Here is a 26509-nt window from a genome sequence, read left to right as displayed (position 1 = left end):
ACATAGTCCGGACAAAGTAGGGCTGGGGACACTATGATAACCACACTTAATGCCATCGCATTTAAAGCACAAACCCACCCCAAGCACAGGTTTCAGAATTTATACGGACTGCTAAATACTGACAGCCTGTATCAAAGCTGGGGGCAACTCAATAAGCAAGCGAAGCCTGGTATCGATGGCATTACCATGCCTAAGTACCGAGATAAGCTGATAGAAAATATCGACCGTTTAGGTCAGCAACTCAAACAGAAATGTTATCGAGTTAATGACATCAAACGGATCTTCATTCCTAAATCGAACGGTAAATTACGCCCTTTAGGCCTACCAACAGTAGATGACAAGCTAGTGCAACAAAGTGTCAGTCAGATCCTGCAAAGTATCTGGGAACAAGACTTTTTGCGTAATAGCTATGGTTATCGACCGAATAAAAGTGCGCATCAAGCGGTGCATAGTTTAACGCTCAATCTGCAATTTAAAGGTTATGGTTATATTGTTGAGGCTGATATTAAAGGCTTCTTTGACAACCTTGATCACGAATGGCTGATGGCTATGCTCGAGCAACGAATTGATGACAAGGCGATACTTAATTTAATAAACCAATGGTTAAAAGCACGGATAAAATCCCCTGATGGTGAATTTACTAAGCCATTAAGCGGTAGCCCACAAGGTGGCATTATCAGCCCTGTGTTAGCTAATATTTATTTGCATTATGCGCTAGACCTTTGGTTTGAAAAGAAAGTGAAGCCAAGGATGAAAGGCCGAGCAATGATGATCCGTTATGCGGATGATTTTGTTTGTGCGTTTCAGTTTGCACATGATGCTGAACGCTTTTATAAGGTTTTGCCGAAACGATTAAAGAAATTCAACCTAGACGTCGCAGAAGATAAAACATCATTGATGCGATTTAGCCGTTTTCATATTGGGCGAAAACGTCATTTTGTATTTCTTGGATTTGAGTTTTACTGGGGCAGAGATTCGAAAGGTAAAGCAAGACTCAGACGACGAACCGCTGTGAAGAAGCAGAAGGCGACGTTGAGCGAGTATTATCAATGGATTAAAGCCAAGCGCTCATTAAAACTGAGTATTTGGCTTCCGCAGTTAAAACGTAAATTAACAGGGTTTAGAAACTATTTGGGTCTTCCCGACAACAGCCGAAGCCTGAGCTAAGTATACGATTATGTTCTGCATAACTTGTACAAATGGTTGAACAGACGCAGTGGTCGACGAAGTTACAACTGGAGTAATTTCAAGAAGATGTTAGAGTATTTTAGAATTGAGAGTCCAAAAGTCAGTAAGCGTCTAGTGCTGGTTGATTGGTACTAGGGTCGTGTTTTACACGAGTGAATATATAACTGAAGAGCCGGATGCGGTAGTTCCGCACGTCCGGATCTGTGTGGGGTCGGGTCAGTAATTGCCCGCTCTACCACGATAACTAAGCCGGTGCGCGGAGCCAAATGAGGCTTCAATTGAGTACATAATCCTCATTGAAACCGTTAGGCTTAAAGATGTAAGATAGAAAAATATGATGAAAAGGAATTTCAATGAAAAACTTACCTGCTACTCAATATCAACAGACTAAAACTGCTCTGTATCCCATAGCCAGCATCAAAAAAAGCAAATTCCTATAGCATGAAGCATGCCAATTAATATGGACTAGGCATCGGCTAAGTCCAACAAGCGATTTATGCCTTGCAAACAGCGCAACGCATAAATACTAAAACGTTATACAACTATAGGAAGTAGTAAAAAATGGAAGTAGTAGCTAAGAAAATATCAAAAAAATCACTCTTTAAACTTTTAACTATAGGTTTCACATTTGGTATAAGTGTATTCGCCATACTTTGTGGTATAGCTGCTTTTTTTGGGTCTGAAACCGTTGAATGGAACGGAGTGTACAAAACGGGGATTGAAGGCTTCGTTTACAGTTTATTAATCGGGCCGGTACTTGGCTTTTTGTCAGCCTGTTTCATTTGGCTATTTACTGTATTCGGGCTTTGGATTTATTCCTTTTTTCGCCCAATCAAAGTTACTTTCAAACATCCAATTGGTGAGTGAAACAACGTTGTATAACAAACCAAGTCAGCGGGAATTTTACTCGCTGAAAAACACTCATAAAATCCCCTGCTTGGGGCGTTACACATAGAAAATTTAACCTAAAACTCACGAATTAGAATTAATGTTCTAACTCGGAAATGTCCAAAAACGAGTTGGTCTTAGCTTTAAAATGACTAAATTCAACTCTGAACTTGAGGCTGTTGAAGACCATAGTGTGAGCCTGACAGGACGTCAGGCTAGCTTTCGCGTTACAGGATGTACCATCGAAAGCGATAGCATTTTCGAATAAGGCCGAAGCAGTCTGCAAATGTAGGTCAAAGTTAAATCTGACCCCATGGCGACTTTTCGCTGCTCTTATTTTGTAAATAGCGAAAATGTTGCGGGGCGGCTGGGAGTTCCAAGAGGGAACAGCCGTTGGTTTCCTCTTGGTCTGGTGTGGGCGAAGCGCCACGACGTTAGTGGCCGCAGGCCATATCTTATTTAAACCACTTTTGTCCAGAAACGAGCAAGTCGTGAACAGTAAACATGCTTTTATTAATGCGTTTGTCGTTCTGATTAACTTGTATTTTATGACTCAATTCGACAGCGTGTATTATTAAAAATACGTTCGGATCTCCAAGAACAACTTAATATGTAATGGAAAACCATCATGGCTTTTAATGATTTATTTAGACTCAGTTCTCATGCGGTAATTACTAATGACGATGGGAAAGTGCTGTTGTTAAAAGCCACTTATGGTGACAAACATTGGGGTTTACCGGGTGGTGGACTTGACCCGAATGAAACGATTCATCAGGCATTACAACGTGAATGTTTTGAAGAGTTGGGCTGTGAGGTTGACGTGCAATATCTGTCTGGGGTGTATTTTCACCGTGCGTATCAATCGCAAGCTTTTATCTTTCGCTGTGCGTTACCCCAAGGAGCGACAATACGTTTAAGCGATGAACACAGCGAGTACGCTTACGTTGCTGTTACTGAATTACCTAACATTCAGCAACAGCGAGTAAACGAATGTTTAGCGTTCAGTGGTGTGGTTCGCAGCGCAGCTTTCTAATGCGGCTTTATGCCATGTGGTTAACATTTGCATAATATCAACAGAGTCACTGAGCTGTACCAAAGGTCTAGGTACTGTGTATTGCTTGGTTTCTAATGCGTTAAGCACAGCTTCTACTTGATAGTAAAACCCATTGCCTTTAGCTTCAACATCTACAACTTCAGCTTGTTGTTCATATAATCTCACCGTAAATTGATTACCCTGAGATTCTGGTAACCAAGGATTTGAGGTGAATTCAATACTTCCTAAACTACCTAAAATAGTAAAGCCTGCATGCAGACCATAGTCTTCAGCGGTATGCAGATGACATTGCACGCCATTGCTGTAACTGACAATGGCGGTTGATTCGCAAATATTACCGTCTTGGCCGCGTCTACCGGTCGCTTCAATTTGGTATTGTTGGCTTTGCTCGGTACCAAATTGCTGTTGCATGACTAACTGCATTAATGATGCAGGGTAGCAACCTAAGTTAAATAACGCCCCAAGGCTGGCAGGATTAACAAACTGGCTTATGGCTGCGCAATATTGGCCGCGGATACTTTTTACTTCACCTATCACACCAGTGGCTAATGTTTTGCTTAGTTGTTGCATCAATGGGTGAGCTAAATACATTAAGCCTTCAAGGAAAAACACCTTATTTTGCTTTACTGCAGCAAGACTTTCGATGGTTTTTGGCATATCTACAGACAATGATTTTTCACATAAAATTGCTTTACCAGCATTAGCCGCTTTGATTATGTATTCATGATGTAAATGATTTGGCAGAGCAATGTAGATAACATCGACTTCAGGACTGTTGATTAACGTATCAAAATCCGTAAATTGATGTGGAATTTGATACTCAGTGGCAAACTCTGCCAATGTTGTGGTGTTGCGTCCGGCAACACCATAAATTGTACTTTGACCTTGTGCTTTAATCGCATCAGCCATTACCCCAGAGATAAAACTGGTGCCTAGTATTGCCCATTTAATCGATCCAGACATTGATTATCCCTCAGTCGTTAATCGTTGATAGTCAAACGCTTGCTTTAGATCGGTTAACGCCGATTTGATAAATGCTTGAGTATGATCCGCTGCAAAGTGTGCATCAAATGCAGCTTGGTCGTTATAACGCTCCCAAAACACAAATTGCTTAGGATTGGTTTTATTTTGCAGAGCCATTGCAAGTGAACAACCTGGTTCGCTATTCATATCCACACAGAATTGACGGATAGCTGCGATGCCTTGTGCCAATTGCACTTCATCTTTAATGTGAATTTCGGCAGTAATAAACACGCCTTGTTGATCCAGTTTGTTGGTCATGACGACTCCTAATAAATATGATGCCATCGTAAACCACTTAAGCGTCTGCTTAAATGACTTCATGGTGTTTACAGAAAACACCATAGGTTTACAATTAACACTGAATTGATAATGCATTAAGGACGTTTGGTGGATAAATTAACAGCGATTCAAGTGTTTAGTCATGTGGCCGAGCAGGGCAACTATGTCGCAGCAGCTCATCGGTTTAACATCAGCCGAACTATGGTGAGTAAGCACATTAATCAGTTAGAAGCCTACCTCGGGGTAAAGCTGATTAACCGTAATACTCGTCAACAAGAATTAACAGAATCGGGCCAAGTTTATTACCACGAATGTCAGACGATTTTGATGGCCATTGAGCAAGCTGAAAATACGCTGCAGTCGATGAGTTCGACGCCAAAAGGCACCATTAGAATTAATGCGCCAGTGAGTTTTGGCAATATTGTGCTGGCACCGATAGTGAATCAATTTTTACTGCAGTATCCGCAAATTGATGTGGAATTACGACTCGATAATAATCTCATCGATCCCATGGTGGATCATGTTGATGTAGTGGTAAGGATTGGCACTCTTAATGACTCTGCGCTAATTGGCAGGCATATTATGAATTACGAAATGGTATTTTGTGCTTCGCCTCACTATTTAGCTCAACACCCGCCAATAGCGTCAATTGACGATTTATCTCATCATGATTGTTTAGGCTTTAGCTATTCAAAAAGTGCGTCATTATCGGTTGCTCACAGCCAGTTGTTTGGTAAACGCAGCTTTAGATTGTTGTCCAATAGTGGCTTGGTATTAACCCAAGCAGCGATTGATGGATTGGGTATTATTTTACAGCCACAGATTGTGGTGAATGAGGCCATTAAAGCAGGATTATTAACAAATCTCAGTGTATTAACACCTCCAGAAGTAATGCCAATACACTTATTGTATAAAGACAAAAACCTGCCGTTAAAAACACGAACCTTGATTGACTTTATTATTCGCCAGCTCGAATAACGACAGGTGTATATCATGGTAAATGCATATTATGACTTGGCTATCATGCCTTTAAGCACAATATTGTCATAAGTGACAAACCCTAAAATCTCACCCGCTTCAATCACTGGCGCCTTATTAATATTAAAGCGTTCAAAAAGCCGTGCAGTGTAGCGTACGTCCATATCTATAGGCACTGAAAGCACTGGCTTAATCATGATTTCGTAAATATTGGTACGTTCAGGTGATTTATTTTTGGCTAGCACTTTGCGGGCGATATCGCTCATGAGTACCATGCCGTATTCATCATTCTCATTGCGTTTATTCACTACTAATATATTCACATTATGACTAATGGCTTCCTGGATCGCTTCAGCCACAGTACGCATGCCGTCAACCATGACGAAATGGTTATTCATAACGTCACGATTACGAATAGGGGTTTTGCTATTCATATTTGATCCTCAATGTCTTTACTCAATTTTTGAACTTGATGGGCCACACCAACAGCATCTTCAACATCAATTTGAATTGCAATACCTTTGCCTGAGTTAGTGTCAAATTCGCCCACGTGTGAAATGGTTTCTAAAATGTGACGGCTCATGTGCTCTTCTACTAACCATAAAATAACATCACGTTGCACCTCTAAGGTTAATCCCATAAAGGTGGTCTTTTTTTCTAATCCTTCACCGCGAGCATGGTTTATGACTGTCGCGCCTGTTGCGCCTGCAATACGCGCTGCATCGAGTACCTTGTCAGTACAGTCATCATCGACAAAGGCGACAATTAGTTTAAAGCGCATAGGTTACTCCTTAATGGTTTTTCGTTTGGATAAATAGTCAACTATTTGGGCATAACCCATAACAGTGATCATTGGAAATAAACTGGCAAAGGCAATTAGCCCAAAGCCATCAATTAACGGATTACGGCCTTCAACATTGGTGGCGAGTCCAAGTCCTAATGCCGCAACTAATGGCACGGTTACCGTTGATGTGGTTACCCCACCAGAGTCATATGCTAAAGGGACAATTATTTTTGGGGCGTAAAAGGTTTGAATAACCACCACCACATAGCCCGCCATAATGTAATAGTGAATGGGATCGCCAACCACAATACGAAAACAGCCTAAAGTAATACCAATCGCTACGCCAAACGCCACTGACATTCGTAAGCCTTGGATACCAATAGTGCCACCCGATACTTGGTTGGCTTTGATTGCTACTGCAATTAATGACGGTTCTGCAATGGTGGTACTAAAACCGATAGCGGCGGCAAACACATAAACCCAGAAATAGTCTTGCCAAATATACGGCTCATTGCCGCCATCAGGATGTAAAAACTCGCTGGTGGTCAGTTGATTGGCCATGCTCTCACCGATAGGGAATAGCGCCATTTGTAAACCCACGAGAAAAAAGGTGAGGCCGATAATCACATAAATAAATCCGAGTAATACTTTACGCCACTGGTTAATAGGGCGTTTAAGTACGCCTAGCTGAAAGCCAAACAGAATTATAGCGATAGGAATGACATCTCGAGCGGTCAGTAATAGGGTGCTCATCAGTTCATTAAGCAAACGTATTCCTCGTTTTGTTGGTTATCTCAATCATTTAAGAAACACCATGCCGTACAGTAATACAAAAATCATTGGGCTAAGACTTGCGAATGCTATCAAGCCAAAGCCATCAACCATGGGATTACGGCCTTTAATGACACTTGCTAAACCAACGCCTAGTGCGGTGACTAATGGTACCGTAATGGTCGATGTGGTGACGCCGCCAGAATCATAAGCAATACCTATAATGTTGGCCGGAGCAAAGCTGGTGAGGATCATCACCAACACGTAACCACCAATAATGAGGTAGTGGATTGGCCATCCCTTAAGAATACGGATCACTCCGAGTAAAATGGCCAGACCAACCGAAATGGCAACGGTTAATCGTAAGCCCATAGCATAGGAGCTCATGGCTTGTTTATTTGACTCTATCGCACCTGCATTAGCGGCAACTTGTGCCGCTTCATTTGCCACGGCAGTGAGGGCTGGTTCTGCTAATGTGGTGCCAAAACCTAAGGAAAAAGAGAAAATAACTAACCAAAACACACTGCCTTTTCGTGCTAATGCTTCTGCAAGTGATCCACCAATAGGAAATAAACCCATTTCCAAACCGAATACAAAAAAAGTTAGCCCAAATACAATAAAGACTACACCTACCAGAATTGAGCCAAGTTCGGCTGGCGCTTGATGTAATACAAAAATCTCAAAAAAACTGACAACTAAAATAATGGGAATAAGGTCTTTGAAACTGCTCAGCATGGCCTGGAGCAATTTTACGATGGCTGACATCTTGGCTCCTGTAATTTGTGGTAATAATTGTTATTGTTGTATCGCCAGTTAGCAATATCACAAGCTGTATATCCAGTTTGGGCTTTGATGATTATTACGCAACATATTATTTACAATAAAAATCATTAAGTTGATGTCGATCATAGAAATGATTTAAACTGCGACTCACATTGTTCAACTTATATTCGATCAGTATTCTATATAGCCTGAGAAGGGGCAAGGATAAAATAAAAAGGACTTTAATTGTATGAAAACACTTTTACGCCTATCAATAGCCGCAGCGTTTGTGAGTCAATTTGTTTATGCTGAACCCAGCGATATAGATGGTTTTGCTCATGCTTACGAACAGTACAATATCGCGGTTAACAGTAATAATAACCAAGATATTATTAACTATGCGCAGCAATCGTATGAGTTAGGTCAAATTAAATTTGGCAAGGACAGTCTTGATAGCGCCAAGCTAGCGATGAATTGGGCGAATGTGTTAATTGATGAATCAAAAAGAAATAACAATGGCCGAATTATTAAAGATGCCGCAACAATGCAGGCACTTTCATTATTTGATTCAGCGTTGAGTGTATATCGCAATAATGTTGCTGAAAATGATATTACTTTGATTGATCCATTATTAGGGTTAGCTCAAACCACTACCGATGATAAATTTGCAAAAAAGCTTTTGTTTGAAGCTATCGACATTGCTGAGAAAGCCGATAATGCATTAACGGTGGCCGAAGTTAAGCTCGTCGCCTTTCATCGTTTGTCGGGCACTGAATTTTATACGCGTAAAGTGAGAGATTTCCTGATTGATGCCAACGATATCTATGTTGCAAAACTACCGGAAAATTCAATTGAAAGGGTTAATTCAACCTATCTTGTAGGCGCGCTCTATTCGGCTATGAATAAGCCTGATGCTGCTCCTTTATTACTTGAAGTTATTAAACAATATCAAGCATTACCTTATAGCCACCCATATGAGTTACGTGCACATGCGTTATTAGTCAACATTTATGCACAACAAGACCAAGCAGATAAAGCCACAGAACATTGTGTAGCAATAGGCAAAATGACGCCATGGGATGATCAGCAAGAACAAACCCCGTTATATAGAAAAGCACCTGATTATCCAATGTCATATGCAAAACATCGCAAAAATGGTTGGGTGCAAATTGAATTCACAGTTGATGAGAATGGATTTGTTAAATCGCCTGAAATAATCGATTCACAAGGTGGTCGCAAATTTGAAAAAGAATCGATAGAAGCGCTTAGCCAATGGCGTTATGCACCCAAATTTGTTGATGGTAAGCCAACAGAAGCAAAGTCTACCGTTCAGCTTGATTTCACTATAGGTTAATACCTTATAGGCTTGTATTATATCAATCTCATTGGTTATAAGTTAGTTAACTTAGCCAATACAAGCTCAACATGGCTACACACATGACGACGAAGCTAGTTTCGATAAGGAACTGGCTTTTTTGTAGCTGTTTTTTACCTTGTTTTAAAATAGTCACCAATTGATTTTGTTTGTAGACCCTGCAAGAAACTAATTCAGTTTGTGGATCGACAACTAATTGGAAGCGGCATTTTTTACCATTATTAAGCAAAACGTCATGCATGCTTTGTAAGCCAAAATTAAATTTGCGCGACACGACTTTGCCATTAATAAAGACTCGTTCTAGCCCGCACCAATTACTCGCTTGTAACTCAATATTGTCTTGATTGAGGTGGTATGTAAACTTAATCATAATGCTGTCCTTATCACATGATAGCTGCGAGCCTTACCTATAATAAAAGCAGAGTTATGTGACATTTTCCAGCATAGAAATATGAACAATTTACTAAATCAAGCTATCTAATTGGCATGCTTAGCAATATTTATTTTTTTATATGCTATTGCTAAATGGGCTTTTATCGACACTTCAAAACAGGCATTAGGTTATTGGTGTTATTCTATGAAAGGTCTATTTTTATTGATGTTTTTATCTCTATAACAGAATGAATGATGAGTTAAGCATTAGTGTTCGAATAGGCAAGTAATTGGCTTTAATAAACATTTTAAATAGAGAATAAGTAAACGAGAAAGTTTTTTTGTGGGAGTAAAATACTTATATTAAGGGCAATGATTACCAATAGGGTATGCGATTAGCTGTTCTTTGTACCTCTTAGTCGCTTTTAATCAAGAACAGGGTCAAGTTTATTGCTTGACCCTAATATTGTTATGCTGTTTCGGTAGTCTGAGCATGCTGTACTGGATCCAGACTTGCGGCATAGATAGTTCGTAATGAGGTTATAATATCCATCCTTGATACGACACCGACTAAATGACCCTCTTTTAAAACCGGTAGATGTTGCGGTTTGTTGTTTGTACTTTGACCTCTTTGCTCTACTGAATTCGAAGCCTGTTGTGATGCAATATCGTTTTCTGTATTAGGATACAGGTGATCTTTATCAATACATAAAAACTCGAGTAAATTAACCAAAGACTCGGTGTGGTTTACAGCAATAACGTCACGTGACATTAAGTCCATCACTTTTTGACCTTGAGGTGGAATATAATCTTGGCGCCATAAATCGACCATGGTGTCATGTATGGAGAAAAATCCCACGAGTTTACCTTGGGCATCAACGACTGGAGCACCATGAATTTTTCTGTCGTTAAATGCATCAATAGCGAGCTCGATTAACATTTCAGCTGTTAGCGTATAATAATCAGCATTCATAATATCTACCGCGGTAAGGTTGGTTTTCATCACAACCTCTTTTAATGATGCAGGTAGTTGTGTTGATTTAATTAACTGTGATTGATCTGATGTTAACACTGGACGCACATAGATTGACCAGTTAGCTAGGCCTACTAGAACAGAGCCTCCAACGATGTTGCCAAGTGTTACCGGGATTAAATTAGCGGTAATGAAATGGGATAAAGTTAAGTCTGAAAATTGACCTGACGTTGCTCCGACTTGTAACCAAAACGATTCTGGCGCAGTTGATTGGATTAAAATGCCAAGCGGTACCATAAACATGTTTGCTACGCAGTGTTCAAAACCACTACTTACAAACATTGCCACAGGCAGCATGACCATAAACGCTTTACCAACGGCATTTTGGGTGCTGAATGTTAACCAAACCGCTAAACAGACTAATAAATTACACAGAATACCTAGAGCAAAGGCTTCTACGAAGGTGTGGTGCAGTTTATGTTGGGCAATATTGAGTGCATTTAACCCCCATTGGCCGCCATCTAATTTATAAAGGCCTGCTGCGGCAACCAAAATAACCAACAAAATGGCACCAATAAAGTTGCCAACATACACTTTGCCCCATATGACCACCATTCCCTTGAAGCTAATTTGTCGATTAGCCCAGGCAATACTTGATAACACCGAACTGGTAAATAATTCGCCGCCCATCAATACAATAAGAATCAGTCCCATACTGAAAGCGATACCACCAGCAAATCGGGTGATTCCCCAACTGGTTGATGTACTTCCTGTCGTAACCGTAATATAAAATAAAAATGCTAAGCCAATAAATACACCTGCCATTATTGCTAGGCTGATTGTCATGTTGGTGGTTTTCATAATTTTGCTTGTTGCAAACTGTTCCGCTTGGCTCATCATTTCCTTAGGAGACAGTAGCGGTTTCAATTCCGGAGATTGATTTGAAGAGCTCATATCGTGCTCCTAGTTTGTAATCGCATATTTTGGTTCTCTTTAAGCAAATAGAAAATCTACATTTTTTTATGATAATTTATCTACACGTTAGGCCTATATTTGACCTCAAGTGCAATTGGTGAATTTTTATAAAACAATCAAAAAGAGAAGAATAATAACATATAATTTACATGGCAATAGATGGGTAAACTGAAGATGTTGATGTTATGTAATTATAATTGACACAGATCACTTATTTGTATTTAGCCTATTAAGTAGGCTGTTTTAGTCAAAAAAATAGGTATATTTCTGATATATCCAGTTGGTTGTTAGCAAGTTTTTTACTTAGTTAAAAAAGATAATTTAAAATACAAACAATGGCAGTAACACTTATAATTGAATTCGAGAATATTGGTATGACTATGATTAATAACGTTTTAGTTTGTTGGAGGAAATGACAGACTTTAATTGACTCGTGCTAAGCAAAGTCGAGGTTCGAATAGATAGAATGTTGATAATTTATCTAATACAGTAGGCGTTTAATAAATCTTTCCAAGTAATAATACCGACAATGGTGTTGTTATCTAGAACGGGTAAACAACCAATATTATGATCTAAAATCAGTTTACAGGCTTCATTGATGTCGCAATGAGGGGCTATGGTGAATGGGTTTTTAGTCATGACTTGATGAACCCTTTTTTGCAGGGTTTCGGTGTCTCTTATTAATTCAGCAGCGGTGCCAATGTTAGGACTGAGAGCGCGTAAAAAATCCCGATGAGACAATATCCCTTTTAGATGGTCTTCAGTATTGACGACTAATAAGTGATGGAAACTGACATTATCAAAAATTTCTTTGGCAAGTGTCAGCCTGTCATCCATGTCAATGGTAACGACTCGGGTTGTCATGATGTCAGCGACGCACATATGTTTAGTCGCGTTATTCGCTAACGTTTCAGTTGATACATCGGTAGACGTTGTCATAAATGATTCTCCACGTATTTATTCATTTATATCAGATAAATATCAGTGTAACAATCATTTAACGTCTAATGACAATTGCTTTTGCAGGTTAAATTGATTCATCTGGTTAGGATGCAATTTTGTTTTCGGGTAAATGCCCTGCCAAATACTTTTGATATTTGATTGGCTTTAATTGGTGAATGTCGACTAACACTAAACCATCGATACAGTCACCAAACTCTGGATCAATGCCGAAGTCGAGAAACTGTACGCCATTGTTGTCACACAATTCACCATATTGCTTAAATAACGTAGGTACTGATACACCCATATTCGCTAGCGTCCGTTTGAGTATTTTAAAATTCTCAGCATAGGCATCGCCATTGAATAACTGGTGCAATTGATGCTGACGTTCGTCGGTGAATTGATATGAATTAAATGAAGTTGCTAAAACATGTTTTGTGGCGAAGTGGTGTTGGTAAAAAAACACCAGCATTTCTTTGGCGGGGATCGGTAGACTATCGCTTAGTGAAACAGGCCCAAAGAGGTAACGATACTGCGGGTTTTTAATTAAAAACGCACCAATACCTTGCCACAAATATTCTAAACTGCGGCGGCCCCAATATTTAGGTTGTACAAAGCTACGGCCAAGTTCGAGTCCTTGGTCAAAATAGGGGGCAAACGCATCGTGGTATTCAAATAATGATTGGCTATACAGAGCATTTTCACCAATGGTGTCGTGAAGCATTTTGGCACTGGCAAAACGATAGGCACCAACAATCTCTAATTCGTCTTTATCCCATAACACTAAATGAAAATAGTGATTATCATATTTGTCGGTATCACGACGTTTACCGGTACCTTCACCCACGGCTCTGAAGGCGATTTCACGAAGCCGGCCAATCTCACGCATAATTGCACTGCTGTGAGTATGCTTATATAAATAGATTTGTTTATTATCTTGGGTTTTACCTAACAATTCGCATTGTTGTAACGCTTGTTGTAGCTCACTGCGTTTTTCAGGATGAGCAATGGCATTTTGAGTGATAAATAACGGACTGCGATTTTTACCAATGCGGTATAAATGATTTTTAAGCAATTTTACTTTGGTTTTAAGCGGAAAATCTTGAGTGCAGACAACTTCTTTGGCGATCAGTTGGCCAATCCGCACTGGCATCACATGATCCATTTGTTTGAACATTTCCTTTACCAGTAATAGCGTTGCCAATGGTTTGTAAATCATTGATGCACCATAAAAGGTGGCAGAGTTTTTCGCGTCAACGAACATAGGCAAAAGGGGAGCATTGCAGGCGCGAGCCATTTTTAAAAAGCCGCTGTGCCAATGTAAGTCTGTGACGCCAGTTGGACGTAACCGTGACACTTCACCCGAGGGGAAAATCAGTACCGCGCCTTCGTTTTTAAGGTGGTGATGGATTTCATTTAAATGTTGCTTAGGTGTGCCGCCAGTCATATTGCGCACGGGTAATAAAATAGAGTGAAGCGGTTTAATGGCCATTAGTAATTCATTGGCAACTACTTTTATGTCTGGTCTCACTTGGCTAATCAGTTTGATTAATGCCAGCGCATCAAGTGAACCAATAGGGTGATTTGCGTAGATCACCACTCTGCCTTCAATGGGAATATTTTCAATTTCGTTATTGGGGACGCTGTAACTGAAATTTAAACAAGCAAGAATTTGTTCAACAAAATCGACACCGGATAAATGCGCGTGTTCGTTAGCAATATCATTACATTGCTTTTCATGAAGTAAGTAGCGCAACATAACTTTCGTCGGCACGGCTAACCAAGGTTTGTTATGCACATTAGGCAGGTTTTTTTCTACCACATTATCGACAGTAAATATCATATTTTAGCCTTATTTATGCAACATGCTGTTTTTGGGGCGTGATGATTGATTTAGCCACTGAATGACTGAAATCAATTGTGTTTACTGCGGTAGCTTGTAACGTTTGTTCATCCCACTTGAGCAACTGAACATCTCCAGATTTTGTTTCTGCAATGAGAGTACAATTTTCAACCCAATCGCCGTCATTGGCATAAGTAATGGTGTGATTGTTAATTGTGTGCTGGGATAATTCAGGCTGGTGGATATGACCGCAGATGACCATATCCACCTGTTGTTTTATCGAATATCGTAATACAGCATCACGATATTGATTAATGGCTTGTTGGGCTTTATTGACCCTTAACTTGATGTAACTGGCTAGTGACCAATATGGATATCCTAGGCGGCTTCTTACTCTATGTAATTGACGATTTAGCCACAACAACACATCATATAAATGGTCACCTAATTTTGCGTAGGTACGACTAACACAAACTTGTGAGTCAAATTGATCGCCATGAAGCATTAAAAAACGTTTGCCACTCAGAGACTGATGAATATGCTGTTTAACGAGGGTCATACCTCTGAAATGACTGTCGGCATAATCTTTGAAAGCTTCATCATGATTACCTGGTATGTAAATAACTTGGGTGCCACTACTGGCTAGTTCGAGGATTTTCTGTATTACTTTATTGTGGCTATCAGGCCAATAAATACGTTTTTTTAACGCCCAAATATCGACAATATCGCCAACCAGATACAAATATTGGCATTGACTATGATTAAGGAAATGTAATAAGAATTCGGCCTTACAATCAATGCTGCCTAGATGAACATCAGAAATCCACAGTGCATGAAAGTGCTGAACTTTGTCACTATGAGTTAAGTGAGATAAAGGTTGCCGTTGTTGATTACTTTTTTTGCTGTGTGAGATCATCAGTCATTCACCCTAATACACAGATAACGTCAGTGTTGATATAGAGTAGGGCTGTTATTTGACACTAAGGTGAACGATTTATTGCAACTTGATTAAAGTTGTTGGTTTTTGGAGGGGCATAAAAAAGGGAAATGCGTTAGCATCTCCCTTGAATGTTAAGGCATTAAATAGCCCTAATATAAAACTGATTAACTATCTCGCAGCATCAATAATAGCTTTAGCCATTTCATCGGCTACAGAGCCTGTGGTACGGTCTTCTGCATCTGCACGCTCGAAGATTGTGAGTAGGGTGTTGTAAATCTGCTCAACCTTGGCTGTTGAAGCCGCTGCGTCATAGTTTTTCTCAAATGACACGTTGATAATGCCACCAGCATTAATAACGTAATCTGGCGCATACAGAATACCCATTTGCTTGAGTTTTTCGCCGTGGCGAGTTTCAGCTAACTGGTTATTGGCGCAACCTGCAATGATGTTAGCTTTTAATAATGGTAATGTCGTGTCGTTAAGTGTTGCGCCTAATGCGCACGGTGCATATACATCAACATCCTGGGTGTAGATATCTTGCGGAGCAACGACAGTTGCTCCAAATTCATTGGCAACGCGATCTAGTGAGGCTTGATGAATATCGGTAACGATCAGTTCGGCACCTTCATCGTGCAAATGCTTACACAAGTAATAACCAACATGCCCTACGCCTTGTACAGATACTTTAATGCCTTTAAGGCTATCGATGCCACGTTGATGTTTTACCGCGGCTTTAATGCCTAAATAAGTGCCTAATGCGGTAAGTGGCGAAGGATCACCAGACTTGCCTTCAAGACCTGCTACAAATTCAGTTTCACGGTTGGCAATCATCATATCAGATGTTGAAACACCGACATCTTCGGCTGAATAATATTTACCGCCTAAGCCGTTTACAAAGCGTCCGAATGCAAGAAACAACGCTTCGCGATCGGTGGTTTTAGGATCAGCAATAATCACAGCTTTACCGCCACCCATAGTAAGACCGGCTAATGCATTTTTATAAGTCATTCCACGAGAGAGGCGTAATACGTCTGTTAAGGCTTCATCGTCCGATTGATAATTCCACATACGGCAACCGCCTACGGCTGGGCCGAGGTTAGTGTTATGCACGGCAATAATGGCTTTTAAACCAGTTTGCTTGTCATTACAAAAGACCACTTGTTCGTGTTCATCGAACGAAACATGATTAAAAACTGCCACGAGACATCTCCGCTTGCTAGCTAGTTAAAATGAAGTTATTACACCTTGCTAAATTTGATTACATTAAGGTGTAAACGACTGCTTGTTATATTTATTGCAGCACGATAGCATTTAGAGATACTCTCAACAAAGCATGATTTAGTTATTTTTGTGATTAGTGTGGAAATTTAGCTTGCCACTTACGTAAACGTAAAGAAATTTGGCTTAATGTAATTGTTTTTGATTAAAATAGCAGATATTTATTATTCTAATCTGCATTATAACAATAAGATAGGAAGTATTATGACTGAAGAAGTTGCAGAACAGGTTGCACCGCCAACACCAGAACAAGAAGCCCAAAGACAAGAATGGGTACGTACTCAGTTTCAAAAAGCGAACCGCTTTTTAGCTGAGAAAGGGGTGATCCCAAGTAAAGTACTTGCTGACGAAAGCCGTTATCTTGCGCCTTATTTAGCCATTTGGAAGATGGAAACAAAGCAACCTAAAAAACAAACTTTTTGGGTGATGTCAGGTGATTTACCATCAGATTATGTCGATGTTAAAGTGGCAGCAACGGCTCGTGATGCAATTAGGCACTTTTCGATGATGTGGCAACTTAAAGCTGAAAACTTGCACAAGTCGGGTGTTACAAAAGATCCAACTCAACAGAAGTTTGCACAACTGTTAGTGTCTCGAGCTGAAAGTTTATATAAAATGCATCAAGATGAGAAACTGTGGGCTTAACAACCTCTTAAGCTACTGACATTAAAAAAGGCACATTAAGTGCCTTTTTTAGTGTCAGTAGCTTGATGGACCATGTTGATGAGCTATGTTGATTGCCACCATCAAACTTAGTTATTTATAGTTCACGATTATTCGCTATCGTCTTCGGCTAAGTAGAATAATCCCTGATTGAGTAATTCAGTCAGAACATCCATAACTGCTGCGTTGGCCGTAAATAAACAGGCTTCTTCAGGTGTGATCCTTGCCTTGTTAGCTAATAGTTGTAACATTTCAGAGGTGGCATTAGTAAAGGTGTGCACTTCACCATTGATAAACAAACGTTGCTCACTATCATTTTCTAACTGTAATACTTTCAACCCACCAATACGTTGAATAATCGCGCCTTGTTCAATGGCTTCCAATAACTCATCAGTCGTTAATGGCTCTTCATCTTCACAGATATCAAGCTCAAATCGATTTTGGCTCAGTAGCTTACCTAACATGGTTTGATAGCTGGCCGGATCTTGTGCCAATTGGGTCAATAAATCCATTATCCCTTGTTGATGTGATTGACTAACCATACCCGGTGTAGCTGGCTCATCCACAGAATTAAAACGTTTGTGGCCTTGGTTGCTGTCGATTAAATTATCTGCGAGCTCAGTTAATAACTCTTGCTGGCTAGGCGCTCTAAAACCAATTGAATACGATAAGGCTAGCGATATTGTTTCGCCGCAATGTGGGTATCCTGGTGGAATGTAGAGTACGTCGCCTTTTTGTAATACCACATCGATAATCGGTTCAAAGTCGTCAACCAATGGTGAGTTCGGGTTATCACCGCGACGTTTATGTTGACCTTTGTCGCCCACTTTCCAACGGCGTTCGCCATCACCTTGAATGATAAACACATCGTAGTTATCGATATGCGGTCCAACACCACCACCAGGGGTGGCAAATGATGCCATTAAGTCGTCAAAGCGCCAGTCTGGTAAGAATCGAAACGCTTCGACTAAAGCCTGTGAGTCAGGGTACCAATGGTTCACGGCTTGAACTAATAACTGCCAGTTGTCTTCACCAAATTGGTCGTAGTCTTCAAATGGACCTTGGACTACGTCCCAGTCATCACCTTTTGTAACCACGACGCGTGATGATATTTCTTCTTCACATGCTAGGCCGGCAAGTTCATCTGCGGCGATAGGATCTTCAAAGTCGACAAAAGCCTGTTTGATCACAAGCGGTTTTTGTTGCCAATGCTGTTTAATAAAGGCTTGGGTATCAATATTTAATGTGTACATCATTGACCTCAGGTCGAGATAATTAACGAATGGTAATACAATAAAAAAGCGGTCACATATGCGACCGCTAATGTTATATATAGGCTTATAGGACTATTTTAGCTCATCAACAAAGGCTTCTGCACGGCCAATGTAGTTTGCTGGAGTCATTTTTTTCAATTCAACTTTTACGTGATCAGGTAATTCAAGACCATCAATGAATACTGCAAGTTGTGCGGCATCAATACGTTTACCACGAGTCAGTTCTTTTAACTTCTCATACGGCTTTTCAATTCCGTAACGACGCATTACTGTTTGTACTGGCTCGGCCAATACTTCCCAGTTTTTGTCTAATTCAGCTAAAAGTTGTGCTTCATTCACTTCTAACTTGCTAATGCCTTTCAAGGTCGCTTGATAAGCAATTAACGAGTGAGCCATACCAACACCTAAGTTACGCAATACGGTTGAGTCAGTTAGGTCACGCTGCCATCTTGATACCGGTAATTTAGCGGCTAAATGCTGCATTAGCGCGTTAGCAATACCTAGGTTACCTTCAGAGTTTTCAAAATCAATTGGATTGACTTTGTGTGGCATAGTTGATGAACCAATTTCGCCAGCGATAGTGCGCTGCTTAAAGTGACCTAGTGCAACATAGCCCCAAATATCACGATCAAAATCGATTAGGATGGTGTTGAAACGGGCAATGGCGTCGAATAATTCTGCAATGTAATCATGCGGCTCAATTTGAGTGGTATATGCGTTCCAATTAATGCCAAGACTGGTGACAAAACGTTGTGACAACTCATGCCAGTTCACTTCTGGATAGGCAGAGATGTGAGCATTATAGTTGCCCACAGCACCGTTAATTTTACCCATAATCTCAACAGCGTTGATTTGGTTTAATTGACGTTCTAAACGTACCGCAACGTTAGCCATCTCTTTACCAAGAGTAGATGGCGATGCTGGCTGGCCGTGGGTGCGTGACATTAACGGCACACTTTTATTGTCGTGAGCTAGTTTTTTGATCGCATCAATGATTTGCTGACAATGCGGCACCAATACTTGTTCGCGTGCTTCAGTTAACATTAAACCATGAGATAAGTTGTTGATGTCTTCTGAGGTACAGGCAAAATGCACAAATTCATCGATGGCAACTAACTCTGCATTATCGGCAATTTGTTCTTTAATAAAGTATTCAACCGCTTTTACGTCGTGATTGGTGGTGCTTTCAATCGCTTTAATACGCAATGCATCTTGTTCGCTAAAATTGTCCTTGATACTGTCTAACAAGGCTAATGCGGTTTCGCTAAAAGGGGGAACTTCTTCAATCTCTGGGCAGCTAGATAAAAGCTTTAACCAGTTAATTTCAACTTGAACACGGTACTTAGTAAGACCGAACTCGCTGAAAATCCCTCTTAATGAGGCGGTTTTACTACCATAACGACCGTCTACCGGAGAAATAGCAGTTAGTGCGGAAAGATCCATTTGAAGCTCCTTGATGAACTTAGTTGTAGGGTGATTCGATTAATTGTTATTTTGGCTTTGTTTTGCTGTATCAAATATTGCTTTACGGGCAAACACTAAATGGCGGCGTTTGCCACCTAATTGACGCCATAATACTGCGCTGCGCATAGCTGCAAGCAGTAACGCACGAATTTTGTGTTGCACCTGAGGCTGCTTTAAGCAATCAGGATTACCTGATATTTGTAATTTAGGGCCTAACTCACTGATGATATCACTGTAAATACTGGCAAAATTGGCAAGGACTTGTTCATCGGTAATTGCAAAATGTGCCAGTTGGCGATGCACTTGATTAATTCGTTCCGCTAGCATGCCTAAACCGTTTGGCGAGCGGGCAAGCTTGCGTTCAAGGGTTAGCACGCCGACTAAGTAACGAGTGGTTTCGACATCTTTATTTTTGCCATCGCCGAGCTGATTTTGAATAAGCTGATAACCTTTATTCAAAATCGCTTTATCTTGATATACGTCAGCTGTTGATTCAGGCTCTGTCACTAAAATAGTGTTGAGTGTAGCGGCTAATGCTTCTTTATCGCTTTCACCGTGGCGAGCTAAATACTGTACCTGGCCTATAGCCTGTAAAATACCGGCAAAGGCCATAGTGCGTTCAAACAAGATGTTGTCTGGTGATTGGCTCACGGATTATCCTCGGATTAAGCTATCAATTATGCCGCCACCTAAACAGAGTTCACCATCGTAAAATACCGCTGATTGCCCTGGAGTAACGGCTGCAACAGGTTGGTCGAACATGACTGTGATGTTGTCTGCGTCATCATAGATAAGTGAGCATCCCACATCATGTTGACGATAACGCGTTTTAACGGTGATATGACTGTTATTCGCTGGCCCTTTACGATCAACCCAATGCAATTGATTAACGGTCATGCCTGTTGACATAAGGCGAGGGTGATTCCCCCCTTGTGCGACAATGAGTACATTACGGATTAAATCTTTTTCGACCACATACCATGGGTCTTCACTGCTGTTTTTCAGCCCACCAATGCCAAGGCCTTTACGTTGACCAAGAGTGTGGTACATCAATCCTTGGTGAGTACCAATCACTTCACCTTCGGCGGTTTCAATCTCACCAGGCTGTGCAGGTAAATAAGTCGCTAAAAAATCGGTGAATTTACGTTCACCAATAAAACAGATGCCAGTGCTGTCTTTCTTGTCGTGAGTAATGAGCCCCAGCTTTTGGGCTATTTCGCGTACTTGGTGTTTTTCAAGTTCACCCACAGGGAATAAACTGCGACTCACTTGTTCGTGGCTTAAGGTATATAAAAAGTAGCTCTGATCTTTATTACCATCAACGCCACGGAGTATTTCTACGCTACCATCGCTATTGTCACGACGACGAACGTAGTGACCCATGGCAATATAATCGGCATCTAAAATGTCGTCGGCAAATTCAAGAAACGCTTTAAATTTAATTTCTTTATTACACATTATATCGGGATTAGGCGTGCGGCCAGCTTTGTATTCTGCTAAAAAGTATTCAAACACGTTATCCCAGTATTCAGCAGCAAAGTTGACAGTATGCATTTTAATGCCTAGCTTGTCGCAAACTGATTGTGCATCTTTTAAATCATCAGCCGCCGCGCAATATTCATCGGTATCATCTTCTTCCCAGTTCTTCATAAACAGCCCTTCAACCTGATAGCCTTGCTGCATTAACAAGTAGGCTGATACTGAAGAATCTACACCGCCAGACATGCCGACAATGACTTTTTTACCGTTTGAAGTTGGGTTGATTGATGTCATAAATCCTAAAAACCTTGAAGATAGATAATGTGTATATTGTACCGAAACGCCATTGTTTCAAGGCATTGTGCTAGTTTTTTGCTAGTCGGAATCCTGGACGTTGTTACGTGCGCATATTAGACAAATTAATTTACATAATGCTGAATAAATATGATATTTGTGCGGCGCGTATTCTATCATGCATTCGCTTAATGGGCTATCTTGAGGCTCATAGAAATAGCCTAAACCAAGCCATTAAAAGTAATCAACATTTAACAGTGTTAATGGGGTGTGCTGTGGCGGGAGCTTTTTTTCTATTTGCTGTAAATAATCTTCAATACTTTTTAACACTAGTGGGCTGCGAAGTTTGTTACCAAGCGCTTTGATTTCAGTAAGACTAAGCCAGTGTGTATCAGTAATGACATTATCACGCGGTGTTGCATATTGTTGTGTGGCCAGTTCGCTGCAAAATGTATAGCGTATAAAGGCGAGATCTGCGGATGCACTAAATTGATAAATTCCCACTAAGGCTTGTGGGGTTAATTCAAGCCCTGTTTCTTCGGTTATTTCTCGAGCACACGCTTCAACAAGTGATTCATTAGCCTCTAAATGCCCAGCAGGTTGATTAAATTTGGTTTCACCATTAATACATTCTTCCACTAATAAAAATTTACCTTGGCAGTGGATCACGCAAGCGACAGTCGTATTAGGTTTATAACGTTCGGTCATCTTTTCTCCTGCTTTAAGCCAATTCTTGATGATTATTTTCTAGTACTGAGCACTTTATATTCGCCATTGGGTAAATCATCTAGACACCATTGACCTATTTTATAACGGATTAATCTTAGGGTTGGATGGCCAACATGAGCCGTCATTCTTCTCACTTGACGGTTTCTACCTTCGCAAATTTGAACATCAAGCCAAGTTGTTGGAATTAATTTCCGTTCACGCACCGGTGGATTTCTAGGCCAAATATCAGGGGGTGTCATTACGCGGACTTTTGCTGGTAAGGTCATTCCGTCCTTTAACATTACACCATTAGAAAGGGCCTCAATGGCTTCAGTTGATGGCTCACCTTCAACTTGTACCCAATAAGTTTTAAAGGTTTTTTTATTTGGTTGAGTTATTTGAGCTTGTAATTGCCCGTCATTAGTCAGTAATAACAAGCCTTCACTGTCGCGGTCTAATCGTCCTGCGGCATATACATCGGCTACTGGAATAAAGTCTTTCAATGTTTGCCGGCCAGCTTCGTCGGTAAATTGGCATAACACATCAAAAGGTTTGTTGAATAATACGATGACGGGGTTTTCTGGTCGTGGTTTTTGTGGGGGGCGCGACTTTGCCTTGTTTCGATAGGCTGGTTTTGTCGGCGTATCAACTCTATTTGTAGTTGATTTTTTCGTGAATGAGTTGAATTTACCAATTTTTGACATAAAGGTGTGGTTAACATCCCTTGTTAATAAGAGTGAGTGATAAGTGAACGAATATAAATCAATTTGTGATAGTTTACTGCGTATTCGCCCTTAGTGGAATTTGAAAATTATTAAGAATGATCTATGATGTCCGCCTAAAAATTGTGATCTGTACCTAATTTATCATTCAGGGATAGTGGGTATTTCCACCAAATCTCACAGTTTTGAGAACAAAATATAATAATAAATGGGACCGGGGATTTTATATACTTGGCTTACAAATTAAGTGCTTTGGTGACAAATCAAGGTACATTAATGCGAGTGTTATCCACCTAAGCCTGCAATATGCTTACACAATTTATTCTAATAAATTATTAATTTACAATAATGTAGGAAATAAAATGAAAGATAAGACTCCAACGATCATCTATACCGAAACCGACGAAGCGCCGGCGCTGGCCACGCTGTCTTTATTACCTATAATCCGTACTTTCACTAACGCAGCCGGCGTAGCAGTGGAAACCCGTGATATTTCTTTATCAGGTCGTATAATCGCTAACTTCCCTGAAAAACTAACCGCAGAGCAAAAAATTGCTGATGCATTAACAGAATTAGGCGAATTGGCTAATCAGCCAGAAGCCAACATTATCAAATTACCAAACATCAGTGCATCTCTTCCACAGTTAAAAGCCTGTATTGCTGAACTTCAGGCAAAAGGTTATGACATCCCCAATTATCCTGATGAACCTAAAAATGATGCTGAAATCGAAGCTCAATCACGCTACGACAAAATCAAAGGTAGCGCAGTAAACCCGGTATTACGTGAAGGTAACTCAGATCGTCGCGCACCGACTTCAGTTAAAAACTATGCTAAGAAAAACCCACATTCAATGGGGAAATGGGCCAGCGATTCTCAGTCTCATGTGGCGCACATGGACGAAGGGGACTTTTATGGCAGCGAACTGTCTGTCACTTTACCATCAGCTGATAAAGTCAATATCGTGCTGACGCAACTAGACGGTAAAGACGTTGTGTTGAAAAGTGGTTTGACGCTATTGGCTGACGAAGTCATTGATTCATCTGTGATGAGTAAAAAAGCGTTGGTTGCTTTTTATACTCGTGAAATTGAAGCGGCAAAATCTGAAGATATTTTATTATCTTTGCACCTTAAAGCCACCATGATGAAAGTGTCTGACCCAATATTATTTGGTCTTGCAGTAAAAGTGTTCTTTAAAGAAGTTTTTGACAAGCACGATGTTTTATTTGCTGAGCTTGGCGTAGATGTTAACAATGGCTTTGGTGATGTGTATGCCAAAATCAGTACGTTACCAGAGGCCAAGCAAAATGAAATTGAAGCTGATATCGCTGCGGTTTATGCCGCACGTCCAGCGCTTGCAATGGTTGATTCAGACAAAGGAATCACTAATTTACATGTACCTAGTGACATCATTATTGATGCATCTATGCCTGCTGCAATTCGTTCTTCAGGTCAAATGTGGGGTCCTGATGGTCAGTTACATGATACGAAAGCCATGATCCCCGATCGTAGTTACGCCGGTGTTTACCAAGAAACGATTTCGTTTTGTAAAAAGCACGGTGCATTTGACCCAACTACGATGGGCAGCGTGCCTAACGTAGGCTTAATGGCTCAAAAAGCAGAAGAATACGGTAGCCACGATAAAACCTTTGAAATTCAAGCCGCTGGTACGGTTAATGTGATTAACCAAGCTGGTGATGTGTTAATGAGTCATGAGGTTGAAGCTGGCGATATTTACCGTATGTGCCAAGTAAAAGATGCGCCGATCCGCGACTGGGTTAAACTGGCCGTTAAGCGTGCTCGTTTAAGTAACACGCCAGCGGTATTCTGGTTAGACAGTAATCGAGCTCACGATGCTGAGTTAATTAAAAAAGTGACTCAGTATCTAGCAGAGCAAGATACTGCAGGTTTAGACATTCAAATCATGACTCCTGAAGACGCGACTCGTTTTACGTTAGAGCGCATCATCAAAGGTGAAGACACTATTTCAGTAACGGGTAACGTATTACGTGACTATTTAACGGACTTATTCCCAATTCTTGAACTGGGTACAAGTGCTAAGATGTTGTCTATTGTACCGTTAATGAGTGGCGGTGGCTTATTTGAAACGGGTGCCGGTGGTTCAGCGCCTAAGCATGTTCAACAAATGCAAAAAGAGGGTCACTTACGTTGGGATTCATTAGGTGAATTTTTGGCGTTAGCAGCTTCTTTAGAGCATTTAAGTCAAACGACTAACACGCCGAAAGCACAAGTCTTAGCTGATACGTTAGATGTTGCTATTGGTGAGTTCCTTGACTGTAATAAATCACCGTCACGTCGTGTAGGTGAACTTGATAACCGTGGAAGTCATTATTATTTAGCGATGTATTGGGCACAAGCGTTGGCTCAACAGACTGTTGATCCTGAGCTGGCTGCACACTTTGTGCCATTAGCTCAAGCATTGGCGACCAATGAAGCTGTGATTTTAGCTGAATTGAATGGTTCGCAAGGCCCTGCAGTGGATTTAGGCGGTTATTACCGTTTAGATGCCGCTAAAGCTGAACATGCAATGCGTCCAAGTGCAACGTTAAACCAATTTATTGTTGGTTAATTGGGTGAGTGTCCTCTGCTCATTAAGCGAAGCGTGAGCGATTGAATTAATACACCTTCATTTGAAGGTGTATTAAATTGGCCTAATCGGCATTTTTTTAGATAAAAAAAAGACAGGGATTAAAATCTCTGTCTTTTTGTTTTATAATCTCCCCAATTACTTTGTTGGCGAGATGGCCGAAGCATGCATTCCTTTAGGGCCTTCTTCAATCTCGAAGCATACAGGTTGACCTGCTTTTAAGGTACGATAACCTTCCATTTCGATAGTTGAATAGTGCGCAAATACATCTTCGCCACCCTGATCAGGGCAAATAAACCCGAATCCTTTGGCGTTGTTGAACCATTTAACAGTTCCGTTTGCCATACTTCCACTTCCTTCTGTTGTCTACTTACCAGTAAGATAGTAAAACTTATTATCCAGCGGTCTAGTATTTGCCGCCTAGCAAACAGAATGAAATTTGTACGAAAAGATGTCAAGCAGTAATTAACAAAAAGGTAACATTTAATTAATTTAATAACATCAAGTGGTCGGGAACCAAACGAGAGGCTAGTATTAAACTATGGCTAAATTAGGTAGTGTAGAGAATATTAAAGAAAAGGTTGAATCTGAACTACAACCACCCAATATGTATAAGGTGGTGCTAAACAATGATGATTACACCCCGATGGACTTTGTGGTAGAAGTATTACAACGTTTCTTTGAGAAAAATGAAGAGCAAGCTGTAGAGATTATGTTAGCGATCCATAATCAAGGTAAAGGGTTATGTGGTGTGTTTCCATTTGGAATAGCTGAGACAAAAGTTTTTCAAGTAAATCAGTTTGCAAGAGAAAACCAACATCCGTTACTGTGTCTATTAGAGAAAGCATAATATCGATTTCTCACAGTCCGTGGC

At 40.5% G+C, this 26509-nt stretch carries 27 protein-coding genes; 8 read left to right on the top strand and 19 right to left on the bottom strand.

All coding sequences use genetic code 11. From position 1 onward, the window contains the following. Window positions 1-33 precede the first annotated feature (33 nt). From ltrA to ABIS04_RS10885, 3 genes are all read left to right on the top strand, one after another. The gene (ltrA, locus tag ABIS04_RS10895; RefSeq protein ID WP_350431074.1) at window positions 34-1167 is read left to right on the top strand and encodes a group II intron reverse transcriptase/maturase; all 1134 of its coding nucleotides are present in this window, start codon (window positions 34-36) and stop codon (window positions 1165-1167) included. A 582-nt stretch (window positions 1168-1749) separates the two neighbouring features. Then, the gene (locus tag ABIS04_RS10890; protein WP_350431073.1) at window positions 1750-2055 is read left to right on the top strand and encodes a hypothetical protein; all 306 of its coding nucleotides are present in this window, start codon (window positions 1750-1752) and stop codon (window positions 2053-2055) included. Between the two features lie 649 nt (window positions 2056-2704). Continuing rightward, window positions 2705-3109 (top strand): NUDIX domain-containing protein, encoded by a 405-nt coding sequence (locus tag ABIS04_RS10885; RefSeq protein WP_350431072.1) that lies wholly within the window; start codon window positions 2705-2707, stop codon window positions 3107-3109. On the opposite strand, the gene ABIS04_RS10880 is transcribed toward ABIS04_RS10885, so the two are convergent. Next, complete coding sequence (locus tag ABIS04_RS10880; protein ID WP_350431071.1) at window positions 3071-4093, bottom strand: Gfo/Idh/MocA family oxidoreductase; 1023 nt, start codon at window positions 4091-4093, stop codon at window positions 3071-3073. The genes ABIS04_RS10885 and ABIS04_RS10880 overlap by 39 nt on opposite strands. 3 nt (window positions 4094-4096) lie before the next feature. Next, window positions 4097-4411 carry an antibiotic biosynthesis monooxygenase gene (locus ABIS04_RS10875; protein WP_350431070.1) on the bottom strand — a complete coding sequence of 105 codons (315 nt, stop codon included), beginning with the start codon at window positions 4409-4411 and terminating at the stop codon, window positions 4097-4099. Window positions 4412-4540: 129 nt separating this feature from the next. Here ABIS04_RS10875 and ABIS04_RS10870 point away from each other — a divergent pair, with 129 nt between their 5' ends. Next, window positions 4541-5410 carry a LysR family transcriptional regulator gene (locus ABIS04_RS10870; RefSeq protein ID WP_350431069.1) on the top strand — a complete coding sequence of 290 codons (870 nt, stop codon included), beginning with the start codon at window positions 4541-4543 and terminating at the stop codon, window positions 5408-5410. 29 nt (window positions 5411-5439) lie between these two features. Here ABIS04_RS10870 and ABIS04_RS10865 read toward each other — a convergent pair whose 3' ends face one another. The 4 genes from ABIS04_RS10865 to ABIS04_RS10850 are packed head-to-tail and all read right to left on the bottom strand — an operon-like array spanning window position 5440 to window position 7730. Beyond that, window positions 5440-5844, bottom strand: a complete 405-nt coding sequence (locus ABIS04_RS10865; protein ID WP_140234381.1) for a CBS domain-containing protein — start codon at window positions 5842-5844, stop codon at window positions 5440-5442. Further along, window positions 5841-6191, bottom strand: a complete 351-nt coding sequence (locus ABIS04_RS10860) for a P-II family nitrogen regulator (protein ID WP_137226896.1) — start codon at window positions 6189-6191, stop codon at window positions 5841-5843. The genes ABIS04_RS10865 and ABIS04_RS10860 overlap by 4 nt, the downstream gene beginning before the upstream one ends. A gap of 3 nt (window positions 6192-6194) precedes the next feature. After that, window positions 6195-6947: a DUF1538 domain-containing protein gene (locus ABIS04_RS10855; protein WP_371833638.1), complete on the bottom strand. Its 753-nt coding sequence runs from the start codon at window positions 6945-6947 to the stop codon at window positions 6195-6197. A gap of 45 nt (window positions 6948-6992) precedes the next feature. Continuing rightward, window positions 6993-7730: a DUF1538 domain-containing protein gene (locus ABIS04_RS10850; protein ID WP_350431068.1), complete on the bottom strand. Its 738-nt coding sequence runs from the start codon at window positions 7728-7730 to the stop codon at window positions 6993-6995. Window positions 7731-7977: 247 nt separating this feature from the next. On the opposite strand from ABIS04_RS10850, the gene ABIS04_RS10845 reads away from it, so the two are divergent. Then, entirely contained in the window at window positions 7978-9081 is a 1104-nt protein-coding gene (locus ABIS04_RS10845) for an energy transducer TonB (protein ID WP_350431067.1), read from the top strand. Window positions 9082-9127: 46 nt separating this feature from the next. Here the strand turns inward: ABIS04_RS10845 and ABIS04_RS10840 are convergent, their stop codons facing one another. The 6 genes from ABIS04_RS10840 to ABIS04_RS10815 all read right to left on the bottom strand — a co-directional run bounded on the left by ABIS04_RS10840 (window position 9128) and on the right by ABIS04_RS10815 (window position 16347). Further along, complete coding sequence (locus ABIS04_RS10840) at window positions 9128-9472, bottom strand: hypothetical protein (protein WP_350431066.1); 345 nt, start codon at window positions 9470-9472, stop codon at window positions 9128-9130. 471 nt (window positions 9473-9943) lie between these two features. Continuing rightward, window positions 9944-11401 (bottom strand): formate transporter FocA, encoded by a 1458-nt coding sequence (gene focA, locus ABIS04_RS10835; RefSeq protein WP_350431065.1) that lies wholly within the window; start codon window positions 11399-11401, stop codon window positions 9944-9946. A gap of 498 nt (window positions 11402-11899) precedes the next feature. After that, entirely contained in the window at window positions 11900-12304 is a 405-nt protein-coding gene (locus ABIS04_RS10830) for a CBS domain-containing protein (RefSeq protein ID WP_167496094.1), read from the bottom strand. A gap of 163 nt (window positions 12305-12467) precedes the next feature. Continuing rightward, window positions 12468-14207, bottom strand: coding sequence for a lysophospholipid acyltransferase family protein (locus ABIS04_RS10825; RefSeq protein WP_140234376.1), 1740 nt, complete (start codon window positions 14205-14207; stop codon window positions 12468-12470). Between the two features lie 13 nt (window positions 14208-14220). Then, window positions 14221-15123 carry a UDP-2,3-diacylglucosamine diphosphatase gene (locus ABIS04_RS10820; RefSeq protein WP_350431064.1) on the bottom strand — a complete coding sequence of 301 codons (903 nt, stop codon included), beginning with the start codon at window positions 15121-15123 and terminating at the stop codon, window positions 14221-14223. A 192-nt stretch (window positions 15124-15315) separates the two neighbouring features. Next, window positions 15316-16347 (bottom strand): Glu/Leu/Phe/Val dehydrogenase, encoded by a 1032-nt coding sequence (locus tag ABIS04_RS10815; protein WP_137226904.1) that lies wholly within the window; start codon window positions 16345-16347, stop codon window positions 15316-15318. Between the two features lie 282 nt (window positions 16348-16629). Here ABIS04_RS10815 and ABIS04_RS10810 point away from each other — a divergent pair, with 282 nt between their 5' ends. Continuing rightward, window positions 16630-17070 (top strand): DUF4826 family protein, encoded by a 441-nt coding sequence (locus ABIS04_RS10810; RefSeq protein ID WP_137226905.1) that lies wholly within the window; start codon window positions 16630-16632, stop codon window positions 17068-17070. Between the two features lie 128 nt (window positions 17071-17198). Here the strand turns inward: ABIS04_RS10810 and ABIS04_RS10805 are convergent, their stop codons facing one another. From ABIS04_RS10805 to ABIS04_RS10780, 6 genes are all read right to left on the bottom strand, one after another. Then, the gene (locus ABIS04_RS10805; protein WP_140235578.1) at window positions 17199-18341 is read right to left on the bottom strand and encodes a cupin domain-containing protein; all 1143 of its coding nucleotides are present in this window, start codon (window positions 18339-18341) and stop codon (window positions 17199-17201) included. 93 nt (window positions 18342-18434) lie between these two features. After that, window positions 18435-19805 carry an adenylosuccinate lyase gene (gene purB, locus ABIS04_RS10800; RefSeq protein ID WP_350431063.1) on the bottom strand — a complete coding sequence of 457 codons (1371 nt, stop codon included), beginning with the start codon at window positions 19803-19805 and terminating at the stop codon, window positions 18435-18437. Window positions 19806-19844: 39 nt separating this feature from the next. After that, entirely contained in the window at window positions 19845-20477 is a 633-nt protein-coding gene (gene hflD / locus ABIS04_RS10795) for a high frequency lysogenization protein HflD (protein WP_276611776.1), read from the bottom strand. A 3-nt stretch (window positions 20478-20480) separates the two neighbouring features. Continuing rightward, window positions 20481-21599, bottom strand: a complete 1119-nt coding sequence (mnmA, locus tag ABIS04_RS10790; RefSeq protein ID WP_350431062.1) for a tRNA 2-thiouridine(34) synthase MnmA — start codon at window positions 21597-21599, stop codon at window positions 20481-20483. A gap of 234 nt (window positions 21600-21833) precedes the next feature. Further along, on the bottom strand, window positions 21834-22307 hold the full coding sequence (locus tag ABIS04_RS10785; protein WP_350431061.1) for an NUDIX hydrolase: 474 nt from the start codon (window positions 22305-22307) through the stop codon (window positions 21834-21836). A gap of 32 nt (window positions 22308-22339) precedes the next feature. Continuing rightward, on the bottom strand, window positions 22340-23011 hold the full coding sequence (locus ABIS04_RS10780; protein WP_350431060.1) for a pseudouridine synthase: 672 nt from the start codon (window positions 23009-23011) through the stop codon (window positions 22340-22342). Window positions 23012-23391: 380 nt separating this feature from the next. Between ABIS04_RS10780 and ABIS04_RS10775 the strand changes: the two genes are divergently transcribed. Beyond that, window positions 23392-25617 (top strand): NADP-dependent isocitrate dehydrogenase, encoded by a 2226-nt coding sequence (locus ABIS04_RS10775; RefSeq protein WP_350431059.1) that lies wholly within the window; start codon window positions 23392-23394, stop codon window positions 25615-25617. Between the two features lie 156 nt (window positions 25618-25773). Here the strand turns inward: ABIS04_RS10775 and cspD are convergent, their stop codons facing one another. Then, a complete protein-coding gene (gene cspD / locus ABIS04_RS10770) occupies window positions 25774-25980 on the bottom strand; it encodes a cold shock domain-containing protein CspD (RefSeq protein ID WP_137226911.1) in 207 nt (68 codons plus the stop codon). 196 nt (window positions 25981-26176) lie between these two features. On the opposite strand from cspD, the gene clpS reads away from it, so the two are divergent. After that, on the top strand, window positions 26177-26485 hold the full coding sequence (gene clpS, locus ABIS04_RS10765) for an ATP-dependent Clp protease adapter ClpS (protein WP_137226912.1): 309 nt from the start codon (window positions 26177-26179) through the stop codon (window positions 26483-26485). The last annotated feature ends 24 nt before the right edge of the window (window positions 26486-26509 follow it).

It is taken from the genome of Shewanella sp. H8 (genome assembly GCF_040285065.1).
Lineage (GTDB): Bacteria > Pseudomonadota > Gammaproteobacteria > Enterobacterales > Shewanellaceae > Shewanella > Shewanella polaris.
Note: the sequence above shows the minus strand (reverse complement) of the source record. Positions and strands in the feature narration are given on the sequence as shown.